This is a genomic window from Devosia sp. J2-20, assembly GCF_055808475.1.
Genome location: NZ_CM147870.1, coordinates 1,063,319 through 1,075,577 on the forward strand (window position 1 = coordinate 1,063,319; position 12,259 = coordinate 1,075,577).

A 12,259-nucleotide genomic window follows, 5' to 3' on the forward strand; every position below is an offset into this window, starting at 1 on the left:
CTATCACTGCGTCCGGGTTTTCCGGGAGGCGATAGAAATGGGTTTCTTGTCCGACGCACTGGCACGTGTGGCACCATCGGCAACGGTGGCGATCAGCCAGAAGGCGCGTACCATGGCCCAGGAAGGGCGCGACATCATCGCGCTCTCGGCCGGGGAGCCGGATTTCGACACGCCCCAGCATGTGCGCGATGCCGCAACGGCCGCGATGAACGCAGGCAAGACGCGCTACACCAATGTCGATGGCATCCCTGAACTCAAGGAAGCGGTTGCGGCCAAGTTCCGGCGTGATAACGGGCTTGATGTGACCGCAGCGGATTGCTTCGTGTCCTCGGGTGGCAAGCAGATCATCTTCAATGCGATGCTGGCCACGCTCAATCCGGGCGATGAGGTCGTGGTGCCGGTGCCCTATTGGGTGAGCTATCCCGAAATCGTTCGGCTATGCGGCGCCGAACCAGTGTTTGCAGTGGCGGATGCCTCGACTGGGTTCAAGCTGTCGCCTGAGGCGCTGGAGGCGGCGATCACGCCCCAGACGAAATGGCTGATCCTGAACACGCCGTCCAATCCCACCGGGGCCGCCTATAGCGCGGCGGAACTCAAGGCTTTGGCTGCGGTGCTGTTGCGGCACCCGCATGTGCATATTCTGACTGACGATATCTATGAAGTGCTGGTCTATGATGGCGGCAGTTTCGCCACCATTGCGCAGGTGGAGCCCAAGCTGCAGCCGCGCACACTGACCATGAACGGGGTCTCGAAATCACACGCCATGACCGGCTGGCGTATCGGCTATTGCACGGGGCCCAAGCCATTGCTGGCGGCCATGACCAAGCTGCAGAGCCAGTCGACCACCAATCCGAGTTCGATCTCGCAATGGGCGGCAGTGGAGGCCCTGAACGGACCCCAGGGTTTTCTGGCCGAATGGCGCGACGTGTTTCAGGCACGGCGCGATCTGGTGGTGGCCGGGCTTAACGCCAATACCGGGCTCAACTGCCTGACGCCGGCGGGCGCTTTCTATGTCTTCCCCTCGTGTCAGCGCCTTTTGGGCAAGACCAGTGCGGGTGGGGCGGTGCTGGGCACGGACGAGGATTTCGTCATGGCCCTGCTCGAAGAGACTGGCGTAGCGCTGGTGCATGGCACCGCCTTTGGCTTGCCGGGGCATTTCCGGCTGAGTTATGCCGCGAGTAATGCCGAACTGGAAGAGGCGGTCAAACGCATCCAGCAGTTCTGCGCGGGGATCCACTGACCAACCGGCTAGCCCCTATTTGGAGCCCATGAAACTGAGGAAGCCGGTGGCTGAGCCACCCGCTTCGGCGAACATCTGGGTCAGCTTGGAGGTGGATTCGTAGCTGGCGACAGCGGCCTGATAGAAATCATCGCTCCAGCCGGCGGCCTGGCGCTCCTCGACACTCATTGAGGAGAACATCGAGATGATGTTCTGGCTGAAGGCGGTTGGGTCGCTGGAATTGGCGGCATTCTGGAACCCGGCCAACAGCGCCGCGCCGCTCTTGTCGCGCAGAATGGAGGCAGCCTCGTCGGTTTCGGCTGTGGTGAACTTGCTGTCGGTGTTCAGGGCGATGGCGGACAGTGTGCGGCTGGGAAAGCCGGACATGTCGATATAGCTGCCCATTGTGGTTTTGCTGTTGAAGGTGGGCGCCTTGCCCGCCGCGATGGCATCGGCATAGAGCGCGTCGAGTGACTGCCGCGCGCTGCTGGCGACATCGGCGATGTCCTGCTGCTGCATGGCCTGGCCCGTATTGACCAGCGCCAGATAGAGCTGCACCGGATCCTGATCGTCGGTATCGGGCAGGGATTTGGGATCGCTCTGGAGCTGCTTGAGCCCCTCGGTAATGGCGGCGCGACCGGCCAACCAGTCTGCGCCAGCTTTCTCTTCGGACCCAAGGCTATCGAGATATTGCGCAGCCGCTTTGTACAGCGCGGTGAAATTGCCGGTGACCTGTGCCACGCCGGCCGGGCCAGACATGGCGTTTTCGAAGCGGCGCTGCATTTCAAGCCCGGCGGCGGCCTGGGCATCTGCATCGAAGCTGTCATCGCTGGCCATGGCGAACAGCTCGCGCTGGTTCAGGCCCGACAGGTCGATGGCCAGCTTGCCCTCTTCGAGGGGGAGGTGCGTTCGGCCTCTTCAAGCAGACTGGCCAGCCTGGCGTGGGTGTCGGCCAGCACGGTGGCGAAGTCCTTGGTCGCCAGGGCGGCCTGGGCGGCGCTAGAGAGGGTTATGGCGGTGGCGGCCTGCTCGGTAACGTTGGGCACTACAGACGCGCTGGTGGCTGCCGCGTAGGCGCTGCTGGCCGCATTGGACTGGCTGGTGGCCAGGTTGAGATAGCTGGTGCTGGGATAGGGGGCGCTGATGGCAACCATTCTGGGCTCCTGCAATCGGTATGCGGAACACCATGCAATCCACGTGCCGAAGAAAAGGCAATTGAATCAATTGCCTTTTGACAGCCATCGGCGCCAGGGCGGCAGAAACTGCCGGTTGGCGGGCAATAATGTCTGGAATGAAAAGGCCCCGCCCGAGGGGAGGGCAGGGCCCGACGGTCATCAGCCGAAGCGTCTGACCTTGGAGGTGCGGCACCACCACGATTGCCGCAATTCTTGTGGGCTCAATATCGGCTAGCGGGCCTTGCCGCACAAACGCGCAATGGGAAGTGCTGCCATGCAGATTGACGGACGGACCAAGGGGGTGCACGGGACAAAAAAGGGCCCCAACCGAAGTTGGGGCCAATGATAGGGCCGAAGCCAAATCTGAAGTAGGGCCCTGCGCAAGGGAGGAGGATATGCGCCGGACCAGTGAACTAAGCTGCGGGAGGAGGATGCAGCTTTCGTTCGTGTCGCCTAAACGCGGGTCCGAGGGAGGAGGATACGGAGCGGCGTCGCCAGCGACAGGTACACATATAGATTTTGACCGACTGGTCAGCAATGCATAGGTCAGCATGTCTGCCATGCATTCTGCACAGCGACATGTTGTCAATCGCCGGGCGGCCTAGAACACGGCCAGATATTTGAGCAGCGAGATAATGCCGATCACGATCACCACGATCTGCAGGATCTGCCGCAGGCGAGCCTCGATAGGCAGGCGCTGGACGAGCCAGAGAATAAGAACGATCACCAGGAAGGTGATCAGAATGCCGACAAGAACAGATGTGCCCACGATAATCTCCAAAGCAGCGCTTGGTGCGCGAGCAGTAACGTGGCTGTGAACGCTTCGGTTGCATGGCGAGGCCGTGCCGGGCGCTGGATGCATTGGGCAATGCCGGGCGCACGGCAAAAAAAGCCCCGTCCGAAGACGGGGCCGATGATAGGGCCGAAGCCAAATCGAAAGTGGGGCAGAGGCAAGGGAGGAGGATATGCGCTCTGCCAGTGAACCTTGATCGAGGGAGGAGGATACGATCTCGGTCCGGTGTCGCGATACTTGTTCCGAGGGAGGAGGATACGGAACGCGCCTCAGCGACGCCCTCCTTATGAACTCTACTGGATTGGTCGGCAATCCAGTCTGCGTCATGTCTGCCATGCAGTTTTGCACAGGCTGGGCAAAAAATGTGGCCCCGCTCGAGGGGAGAGCGGAGCCACATGTTTGCGGAAACGAATTCCCGCAAGGAGGGAACGCACGGGGCGCAAGGGAGGAGGAGAAGCGCCCGCGGTGCTGGGATCGATATAGGGGGATGGCGGCTGCTCAACAATCAGGCAGAGCGTATATTAGCTATGCATTGGCTGCATATTGATATGGAAAAATCCAACCGAATCAATGCGAAAGCCCGCTTCCCTGTGGCGGATCTGAGGGCGCGCTTTGTAAGCAGTGGCGCGCTTTTTAAGGCGTTTGCAGGTTCTCAATGGTTTCGGCAAGCGTGCCGAGATGCTCGATCCGGGCGTAGCGCGGCTGGTCGCGCGGCTCTTCCGCGCGCTCGTAGGACCAGATCAGATCATGGGGCACATAGATGGCAAAGGCACCCGCAGCGAGAGCGGGCAGGATGTCGGAGCGCAGCGAATTGCCGACCATGACCGTGTGCTCGGGCCCCTCGGTGTGTTGGGCAAAAATTCGCGCATAGGTCTTGGGGCTCTTGTCCGAGACGATTTCGATGGCAGCGAAATAGTCGGCCAGACCGGAAGCTGCCAGCTTGCGCTCCTGATCGAACAGATCGCCCTTGGTCACCAGGATCAGCCGGTGGGTGCGGTGGACCTGTTCAAGTGCGGCATCGACATAGGGCAGGGTTTGAACGGGATAGCTGAGCAGTTCGCGACCCGCGGCCAGAATTTCGGCGATGACCGAACCAGGCACACGATGATCGGTCACCTGCAGCGCCGTCTCGATCATGGACAGCGTATAGCCCTTGGCGCCAAAGCCGTAGTGCTGCAGATCGCGGCTGACCGAGGCGATCAGGCGGTCGTTGAGGTCAGGCGCATCGGTGTAGTCGCGCAGCAGATCGGCAAAGCGCTGTTCGGTCAGCCGAAAATACTGCTCGTTCTGCCAGAGCGTATCGTCGGCATCGAGCGCGATGGTGGTAATGCGCGCCATGGCAGGCTGGCTAGAAGCTCCACTCGCGGGCCTTGGCGACAAGGAAGTCGCGGAAGACGCCGACGCGCTTGGAGTTCTTCAGGGCCGGGGGATAGACGAAGAACGCCTCATAGGCTGGCAGTTCGGTCTCGGCCAGCACCTGCACCAGTCCGTCTTCCTCTTCGGTGACGTAGTCGGGCAGCATGGCGATACCGATGCCGGCGCGGCAGGCCTGCATCATGCCGTAGATGGCGTTCACCTTGAGCGAGGCGCGGCGCGGGCTGGAATCAGTGCGCCCCATGCGCTCGAGGAAGTTGATGTCGCCCAGATAGGAGGGCACAGGCTCGCCAAAGCTGACAATGCGGTGTTCATCGAGCTGCTCGGCGCTGGTGGGCATGCCGAACTCTTCGATATAGCCCTTGGAGGCGTAGAAGTGGTTGTGCACGGTGAACAGCTTGCGCTGGATCATCTCGGACTGGTTGGGGCGATGCAGGCGGATGGCCACATCGGCCTCGCGCATGGCCAGATCGAGCTCGGAATCGTTGAGGCGGATTTCGAGCTGGATCAGCGGATAGAGCTTGAGGAATTCATCGAGCCGGGAGCTGAGCCAGGTCGAGCCAATACCCACCGTTGTGGTGACCACCAGCGGGCCGGTGGGCGTGTCCTGACTTTCGGACATCTGGGTTTCGACCTGCTGCAGTTCCCAGTGCATGCGATGGGCGGTGCGGAACAGCTGCTCGCCCACTTCGGTCAGCACCAGCCCGCGCGCATGGCGGATGAAGAGCTTGAGGCCCAGATCGTCTTCAAGGGCGGAGATCTGTCGGCTGACGGCCGACTGGCTCATGCCCAGCTTTTCAGCGGCGTGCGTGAAACTGCCCGACTCGGCGGCGGTGTGGAAAATCCGGAGTTTGTCCCAGTCGAGCATATCTGTTGACGCTTTCTATTTGGGTCGTCGGTCGCGCTACTCCGCCGCTTCGGCGAGTTCGTGTTCGGCCAGAAAACGTTCCGCTTCCAGAGCGGCCATACAGCCCATGCCTGCGGCGGTGACGGCCTGACGATAGACATCGTCGGTCACATCGCCAGCGGCAAAGACGCCGGGGATATTGGTTTCGGTGGTGCCAGGTTTAACCTGGAGATAGCCACCGGGCTTCATGTCCAGCTTGCCGGCAAAGATCGAGGTCGCCGGGGCATGGCCGATGGCAATGAAAATGCCATCGATGGGCTGTTCATAAGTGGTGTTGTTGGTGCGATCGCGCAGGGTGACCGTGTTGACCGATGGCGGCATGGCCGAACCGCCGATTTCGGCGATCTCGGTATTCCAGCGCACTTCGATCTTGGGGTTCTTGAACAGGCGGTCCTGCAGGATGCGCTCGGCACGGAACTCGTCGCGGCGATGCACGACGATAACCTTGGAGGCAAAATTGGTCAGAAACAGCGCTTCTTCGACCGCGGTATTGCCGCCGCCGACCACAAGCACTTCCTTGTTGCGATAAAAGAAGCCATCGCAGGTGGCGCAGGCGGATACGCCAAAGCCCTGGAATTTCTCTTCGCTGGGCAGGCCCAGCCATTTGGCCTGGGCGCCGGTAGCGATGATGACGCTGTCGGCGGTGTAAATCTCGCCATCGTGGCCGGTCAGCACGAAGGGGCGCTTGTCGAAATCAACATGGGTGATGATGTCGCTGACAAAGCGCGTGCCGACATGCTCGGCCTGGGCCTTCATCTGGTCCATCAACCAGGGGCCCTGAATGACGTCGGCAAAGCCGGGATAGTTTTCCACATCGGTGGTGATGGTCAGTTGGCCACCGGGCTGCAGGCCCTGGATCATGACGGGCTCAAGCATGGCGCGCGCAGCATAGATTGCTGCGGTGTATCCAGCCGGGCCAGACCCGATGATGACGACTTTGGCGTGCATCGTGACGCTCTCCGACAATTGGGAGTTCTCCCTCGGCCGTTACGTTAAAGGCCGAAGTCGTACTCTTTCAAGGCAAACCGTTCTCCCAACAGGCTCATGCCTGTGGAACCGACCGAAATGTCACACCCAAATGGGCAAATGCCCAGTCATGGGGCGTCAGACATACTTGATCTTGAGGATTTCAAAGCTGCGTGCCCCACCGGGAGCGGCGACTTCAAACAGAATCGCCTTCCGACTTGCCGATCATGGCGCGGGCGATGGGCGAGGAAATCGAGATGCGGCCCGCCGAAGCGTCGGCTTCGGGGTCGCCGACGACCTGATAGGTTTTCTCTTCCTCGGTGTCCTCATCAATATAGGTCACGGTGGCGCCGAACTTGACGCTGGTGCCTGAAACCTTGGACACATCGATGATATCGGCGAGCGCCAGAATGGTCTCGAGTTCCTTGATGCGGCCCTCGTTGAGGCTCTGCTGTTCCTTGGCCGCATGGTATTCGGCGTTTTCGGACAGATCGCCATGAGCGCGCGCTTCCGAGATCGCCTCGACAATGCGACGGCGCTCAGTGGCGGTGCGGTGCTCATATTCGGCGGCAAGGGCTTTCTGGCCACCAACCGTCATCGGGATCTTTTCCATTCTCGTCGCCTCCATCGGCACGGCAGTAAATAGCTTCCACCCCAGCCAAAATCCGTTCGGCCTGCGCTTCACGATAAGTTTTAGGGGAGAGAGACCTCAAATTGCCCGGCTGCCGCGTTGCGGTCAAGCCGGTGTGCGTATGAACGTGGTTATGTCCACACGCGCTTTCAAGCACCATCTCTTCTCGCAGAAAGGCCAGATCATGCAAGCCCTCGTTCCAGCCCTCGCCATTTCGCTGCTTATTGTGCCGGTTGGCGCAGCTCAGGAGGTGCAATCAAGCGCCGGAGTGCTGAGCGCCACCGTGCTCAGCGAAGGGTTGGATCACCCGTGGGCGCTGGCGTTCCTGCCCGATGGGCGCTTGTTGGTGACCGAGCGCAGCGGGCAATTGCTCGTGATCGACGATGGGGTGATCAGTGGCCCGATTGCCGGCACGCCCGATGTTTATAATCAGGGGCAGGGTGGCCTGCTCGATGTGGCGCTGGCGCCAGACTTCGCCGAGAGTGGCAAGATCTATCTCACATTTGCCGAAAAAGCCGCCGATGCGGGGCTGCAGCGCGGGCAGGGCACCGCCGTGATGGTGGCCCGGCTGGTGCTGGAGGGGGATGCCGGCCGGCTGGAGGACCAGCAGGTGATTTTCCGCATGAACAAATTCACCACCACCAACAGGCATTTCGGTTCGCGCGTTGTGGTCGGCAACGACGGCAATCTGTTCGTGACGCTGGGCGAACGCGGTGAGCAGGACCGGGCGCAGGACTTTGGCGATCTGGCCGGCGGCGTAGCGCGCATTGGCCCTGATGGTTCAGTGCCGACGGACAATCCCCAACTGGACGGCTGGGCGCCGGAGCTGTGGAGCAAGGGACACCGCAATCCGCAGGGCGCGACGCTACGCGCGGATGGTCAATTGTTCACGGTCGAGCACGGGGCACGCGGCGGTGATGAGGTCAACAACCCGCAGCCCGGCGCCAATTATGGTTGGCCGGTGATCACCTATGGCGAGGATTATTCCGGCCTGCCCATCGGGGTGGGGACCGAAAAGGAAGGGCTGGAGCAGCCATTGTTCTATTGGGACCCGTCTATTTCCCCCTCGGGGCTGGATTTCTATGACGGCGACCTGCTGGCGGGCTGGCAGGGCGACCTGCTCACTGGCGGGCTGAGCGGGCAGGTGCTGGTGCGGCTTGATGTCGAGGATGACACCATTGTGGGCGAGGAACGCCTGTTTGCCGGGCAGCTGGGCCGGGTGCGCGATGTGAAGGTGGGTCCCGATGGCGCGATCTATCTGATCACTGATGAAGATAATGGCCGGTTGATCCGGGTGGCACCAAGCGGGCAATGAAACGCGCGTTGGTCGATTTGTAAGATTGACGACGGCAAGGCTTGCGCCGGCGCGGGCGCGACCTGACAATGGCAGTTCAGCAAGCGGAGCCGCATCGTGAGTGAAACCAGCCCTATCGTTGGTGGTGGACCCAAAAAGGTCCTCTATACTCTGGCCACCATTGGCCGCATGGGGGTGGGCAAGGCTGCCAAGGCGCTGACCGCCAAGAATGCATGCAAAGCCTGTGCCTATGGCATGGGCGGACAGCGTGGCGGCATGACCAATGAACTCGATGAGTTTCCTTCGGTTTGCAACAAGTCCGTCCAGGCCCAATCGACAGATATCCAGCCTGCCATTCCCGACGCGATCTTTGCGCATAGCCTGGCCGATCTGCAGGAGCTGACGGGCAAGGAAATGGAGCATCTGGGCCGGTTGGGTACGCCGCTGTTCAAGGCCGAGGGTGCGGATCGGTTTATGCCGGTGGATTGGGATTTCGCCATGGCCCATGCGGCGCGGAAGCTGGGGGCGGCAGACCCGCAGCGCAGCTTTTTCTACTCGTCCGGGCGTTCGTCCAATGAGGCGGGTTTTCTGTTTCAGCTGCTGGCGCGGGCCTATGGCACCAATAACGTCAACAACTGCTCATATTATTGCCACCAGGCGACCAGCGAGGGGCTGGCCACAACCATTGGCAAGGGCACATCCAGCGTCGAGCTGGAGGATCTGACCGGCGCCGATCTGATCTTTGTGATCGGGGCCAATCCGTCATCGAACCATCCGCGCTTCATCCACATGCTCAAGAACTGCCGCGAGCGGGGCGGGCAGGTGATCGTGATCAACCCGGCCAAGGAGCCGGGGCTGGTCAAGTTCGCGGTGCCCAAATCGCCCAGTTCGATGCTCAAGGGCGGCAGCGAGATCGCATCGGACTATGTGCAGCCGCGGATCGGCTCGGACATCGCGCTGATGAAGGGCATTGCCAAGGCGGTGCTGGAGCTGGGGCTGGAGGACCGCGACTTTATCGCCAGCCATGCCAGCGGGTTTGAGGCGTTTGCAGCGGATCTCGATGGTCTGAATTGGGACGCGATCAGCGCAGCGTGCGGGATCAGTGCCAAGGAGATCGGGCATATCGCGCGGCAATATGGGCGCTCCAAGCACGCGGTGTTTGCCTGGGGCATGGGGATGACCCACCACATTCATGGCGTGGCCAATGTGGAAGCCATCGCCAATCTGGCGATGCTGCGCGGCATGGTGGGCAAACGCTTTGCCGGGCTGTTGCCGCTGCGCGGGCACTCCAATGTGCAGGGGATTGGCACGATCGGCGTCAAGCCGGTGCTCGCCAAGGATGTGCTGGCCAAGATGGAGGCAGAATTCGGCGTCAGCTTTCCCGAGGAGCGCGGCATGGACACCATGGCGTGCCTCAAGGCGGCTGAGGCGGGTAGCATCGACAATGCGGTGATCATGGGTGGCAATCTGTGGGCAGCGACGCCCGATACGGCCTTTGCCAGCAGAGCCATGGAAGCCATCGGCTTCAAGCTGTTTTTGACCACCACGCTCAATAGGGGGCATGTGCACGGGCTGGGCGATGGTGAGGTGCTGGTGCTGCCGGTGACCGCGCGTGACGAGGAGTGGGAGCCGACCACGCAGGAGTCGATGTTCAACTATGTGCGGCTGAGCGATGGCGGCATTCGGCGGCTGGAGAATGTGCGCCCCGAGAGCTGGATATTGGGAGCGCTGGGGGCGCAACTGCTGCCCAATTCGCCGATCGATTTCAAGGCGTTCAGCGGCCACTCCAAAGTCCGCGATGCAATCGCGACCATTGTGCCGGGCATGGAAGAGCTGGCCGATATCGACGTGGCCAAGCGCGAATTCCATATCAAGAGCCGGGTGATGCACACGCCAGAATTTGGCACGGTGGACGGCAAGGCGCATTTCGTTGTGACGCCGCTGCCAGCAGCTACCGCAGCGCAACTGAGCCTGGCGACAGTGCGCAGCGAGGGGCAGTTCAACACCATTATTTATGAAGAAAAAGACAGCTATCGCGGCGGCGCGGGCCGCGATGCGGTGTTTCTGAATGCCGATGACATGGCCGGGTTCGGCGTGCGCGAGGGGCAGGTGGTGACGATTGCCTCAGATGCCGGCCGGATGCGGGCGGTGGCACGGGCGTTCGATCTGCCGCGCGGCAGCGCCATGGCCTATTATCCTGAAGCCAATGTACTGGTGGGGACCGAAGTCGACCCGCGCAGCAAGACACCGGCGTTCAAATCGGTGAGCGTGCGGCTGGAACTGGACGGGGTGAGCGCATGAGCGCGACGGGTTTTCCGCAGGCGACACTGGATTTTCTGAGCGGCATTGCCGCCCATAACGAGAAGGCCTGGTTTGACGAGAATCGCGCGCTGTATGAAGCCGGGTATGTCGCGGCAGGGCGCGCTTTTGTCGAAGAAATGGGGCCACGGCTCAAGGCGTTGTCGCCGAGCGTACAGTTCGCGGCCAAGGTCAATGGCTCGCAGTCGCGGATCAATCGCGATGTGCGCTTTTCAAAGGACAAGCGGCCTTACAAGACACATCTGGATCTGTGGTTCTGGCATGGCGAAAAGCGCAGCTGGGACTGTCCGGGCTTCTGGTTTCGCCTGACGCCGGATGGGGTGCATCTGGGATGCGGCCTGCATGGCATGGGCAAGGAAACGCTGGAATCATTCCGCCATTCGATCGTGCTGCCGCGCTCCGGCAAGGCGCTGGTGGCGGCGGTCGAGGCGGTACGGGCCAATGGTGATTACGAGATTGGCGAAAAGACGCGCAAGCGGCTGCCACGCGGTTTCGAGGCGCCCGAGGAGCGTGCGGAGTTCCTGCTCTATGAAGGGCTGACGGCGGGCACATCATTGCCCGCCAGCGCGGCGCTTGAAGCCGATTTCGCCGATATCTGCATGAGCCATTTTACCGCCACCTGGCCGGTGGGCAAATGGCTGCTCGACGAGGTTGCGACGGGCGCCTGAGCCTTAGTCCTGCAGCGGATAGGCGACATAGGCGAAGCGCTGACTGTCAGGCGCCCATGAGTTTACGTTGATCGTGCCCTGACCGCCGAAAAAAGCGATGATGTCGCGCTTTTCGGCGCCATCGGGGCGCATGAAGCGCAGGATGACATCCTTGTCGGCAGGGTGGCCCTGGGTGTCGGGTGGGTAGCTGATATAGACGACCGAAGCGCCATCGGGCGACAGGTGCGGGAACCAGTTGACCCGTTCGTCATCGGTCAATTGCTCGACATTGCTGCCATCGGCCGCCATGCGGAAGCACTGGGCGTGGCCGGGCGAAGTTCGTTCGGAGTTGAAGTAGATCCACTGACCGTCCGGAGAATATTCGGGGCCATCATGGGGCGCGTCGAGATCGGTGAGGCGTGTGTCGGGGCCGCCAGCTGTGGGAATGGTGAAGATGTTGATCCGGCGCGTGCCGTTGGGCGCTTCGACGGCGACATAGGCCAGTGTGTCGCCATCGGGGCTGATGCCGTGCAGATAATAATGGTGCGGGGTGGTGTGCGTGTTGGAGACGCGGCGCGGCGTGCCGCCGGTGATCGGCACGGCGTAGAGATGACCATCATCAGAGCTTACATAGACGGTCTGGCCATCGGGGGAGAGCACGTGATCATTGTTGAGATCGCGCAGATCGCCGGTTTCGATCCGTTCCGGGGTGCCGCCGGTCGCGGCGATGCGCCAGAGTTCGCCGCCGGCGTTGAACACCAGCGTGTTGCCATCGGGCGTCCAGTTGGGCGCCTCGATCACTTCATCGGCGGTGAAAATCACCGTGCGGTCGGTGCCGTCCGCCTTGATGATAGTCAGTTCGGCGCGCTGGCCGGGCTGCAGGGCACGCCCGCGACGGGTGAATTTCGGATTGGTCAAGGTGATCTCCCAGGCA

The 12,259-nt window shown here is 61.6% G+C and carries 12 protein-coding genes and 1 pseudogene; 5 read left to right on the forward strand and 8 right to left on the reverse strand.

Going from position 1 to position 12,259, the window contains the following annotated elements; all coding sequences use genetic code 11:
* The first annotated feature begins 37 nt into the window (after positions 1 to 37).
* The gene (locus AC0L37_RS05180) at positions 38 to 1,240 is read left to right on the forward strand and encodes a pyridoxal phosphate-dependent aminotransferase (RefSeq protein ID WP_282221796.1); all 1,203 of its coding nucleotides are present in this window, start codon (positions 38 to 40) and stop codon (positions 1,238 to 1,240) included.
* Positions 1,241 to 1,255: 15 nt separating this feature from the next.
* Here the strand turns inward: AC0L37_RS05180 and AC0L37_RS05185 are convergent, their stop codons facing one another.
* A complete protein-coding gene (locus AC0L37_RS05185; protein ID WP_282221795.1) occupies positions 1,256 to 2,056 on the reverse strand; it encodes a hypothetical protein in 801 nt (266 codons plus the stop codon).
* Positions 2,057 to 2,076: 20 nt separating this feature from the next.
* Entirely contained in the window at positions 2,077 to 2,373 is a 297-nt protein-coding gene (locus AC0L37_RS05190) for a hypothetical protein (protein ID WP_282221794.1), read from the reverse strand.
* Here AC0L37_RS05190 and AC0L37_RS05195 point away from each other — a divergent pair.
* The gene (locus tag AC0L37_RS05195; protein ID WP_212657363.1) at positions 2,363 to 2,629 is read left to right on the forward strand and encodes a hypothetical protein; all 267 of its coding nucleotides are present in this window, start codon (positions 2,363 to 2,365) and stop codon (positions 2,627 to 2,629) included. The two genes, AC0L37_RS05190 and AC0L37_RS05195, sit on opposite strands and share 11 nt — an antisense overlap.
* A 366-nt stretch (positions 2,630 to 2,995) precedes the next feature.
* Here the strand turns inward: AC0L37_RS05195 and AC0L37_RS05200 are convergent, their stop codons facing one another.
* From AC0L37_RS05200 to greA, 5 genes and pseudogenes are all read right to left on the reverse strand, one after another.
* Positions 2,996 to 3,163 (reverse strand): Thivi_2564 family membrane protein, encoded by a 168-nt coding sequence (locus AC0L37_RS05200; RefSeq protein ID WP_212657364.1) that lies wholly within the window; start codon positions 3,161 to 3,163, stop codon positions 2,996 to 2,998.
* Between the two features lie 657 nt (positions 3,164 to 3,820).
* Positions 3,821 to 4,525 (reverse strand): HAD family hydrolase, encoded by a 705-nt coding sequence (locus tag AC0L37_RS05205; RefSeq protein ID WP_282221793.1) that lies wholly within the window; start codon positions 4,523 to 4,525, stop codon positions 3,821 to 3,823.
* 10 nt (positions 4,526 to 4,535) lie between these two features.
* Positions 4,536 to 5,429, reverse strand: coding sequence for a LysR family transcriptional regulator (locus AC0L37_RS05210; RefSeq protein ID WP_212657366.1), 894 nt, complete (start codon positions 5,427 to 5,429; stop codon positions 4,536 to 4,538).
* A 36-nt stretch (positions 5,430 to 5,465) separates the two neighbouring features.
* Positions 5,466 to 6,416, reverse strand: coding sequence for a thioredoxin-disulfide reductase (trxB, locus tag AC0L37_RS05215; protein ID WP_212657367.1), 951 nt, complete (start codon positions 6,414 to 6,416; stop codon positions 5,466 to 5,468).
* 156 nt (positions 6,417 to 6,572) lie between these two features.
* A pseudogene (greA, locus tag AC0L37_RS05220) lies at positions 6,573 to 7,047 on the reverse strand (transcription elongation factor GreA).
* A 151-nt stretch (positions 7,048 to 7,198) separates the two neighbouring features.
* On the opposite strand from greA, the gene AC0L37_RS05225 reads away from it, so the two are divergent.
* From AC0L37_RS05225 to AC0L37_RS05235, 3 genes are all read left to right on the forward strand, one after another.
* Entirely contained in the window at positions 7,199 to 8,380 is a 1,182-nt protein-coding gene (locus tag AC0L37_RS05225) for a PQQ-dependent sugar dehydrogenase (protein ID WP_282221792.1), read from the forward strand.
* A gap of 96 nt (positions 8,381 to 8,476) precedes the next feature.
* Positions 8,477 to 10,660, forward strand: a complete 2,184-nt coding sequence (locus tag AC0L37_RS05230) for an FdhF/YdeP family oxidoreductase (RefSeq protein ID WP_473314520.1) — start codon at positions 8,477 to 8,479, stop codon at positions 10,658 to 10,660.
* Positions 10,657 to 11,346, forward strand: coding sequence for a DUF2461 domain-containing protein (locus AC0L37_RS05235; RefSeq protein WP_212657369.1), 690 nt, complete (start codon positions 10,657 to 10,659; stop codon positions 11,344 to 11,346). Before AC0L37_RS05230 ends, AC0L37_RS05235 begins: the two co-directional genes overlap by 4 nt.
* A 3-nt stretch (positions 11,347 to 11,349) precedes the next feature.
* Here AC0L37_RS05235 and AC0L37_RS05240 read toward each other — a convergent pair whose 3' ends face one another.
* On the reverse strand, positions 11,350 to 12,243 hold the full coding sequence (locus tag AC0L37_RS05240) for a TolB family protein (protein WP_282221790.1): 894 nt from the start codon (positions 12,241 to 12,243) through the stop codon (positions 11,350 to 11,352).
* Between the last annotated feature and the right edge of the window lie 16 nt (positions 12,244 to 12,259).

Coding starts and splice junctions, on each gene's coding strand:
- AC0L37_RS05180 (WP_282221796.1), top strand. CDS start 38: ATGGGTTTCTTGTCCGACGCACTGGCACGTGTGGCACCATCGGCAACG.
- AC0L37_RS05185 (WP_282221795.1), bottom strand. CDS start 2,056: ATGGCCAGCGATGACAGCTTCGATGCAGATGCCCAGGCCGCCGCCGGG.
- AC0L37_RS05195 (WP_212657363.1), top strand. CDS start 2,363: ATGGCAACCATTCTGGGCTCCTGCAATCGGTATGCGGAACACCATGCA.
- AC0L37_RS05190 (WP_282221794.1), bottom strand. CDS start 2,373: ATGGTTGCCATCAGCGCCCCCTATCCCAGCACCAGCTATCTCAACCTG.
- AC0L37_RS05205 (WP_282221793.1), bottom strand. CDS start 4,525: ATGGCGCGCATTACCACCATCGCGCTCGATGCCGACGATACGCTCTGG.
- AC0L37_RS05210 (WP_212657366.1), bottom strand. CDS start 5,429: ATGCTCGACTGGGACAAACTCCGGATTTTCCACACCGCCGCCGAGTCG.
- trxB (WP_212657367.1), bottom strand. CDS start 6,416: ATGCACGCCAAAGTCGTCATCATCGGGTCTGGCCCGGCTGGATACACC.
- AC0L37_RS05225 (WP_282221792.1), top strand. CDS start 7,199: ATGTCCACACGCGCTTTCAAGCACCATCTCTTCTCGCAGAAAGGCCAG.
- AC0L37_RS05235 (WP_212657369.1), top strand. CDS start 10,657: ATGAGCGCGACGGGTTTTCCGCAGGCGACACTGGATTTTCTGAGCGGC.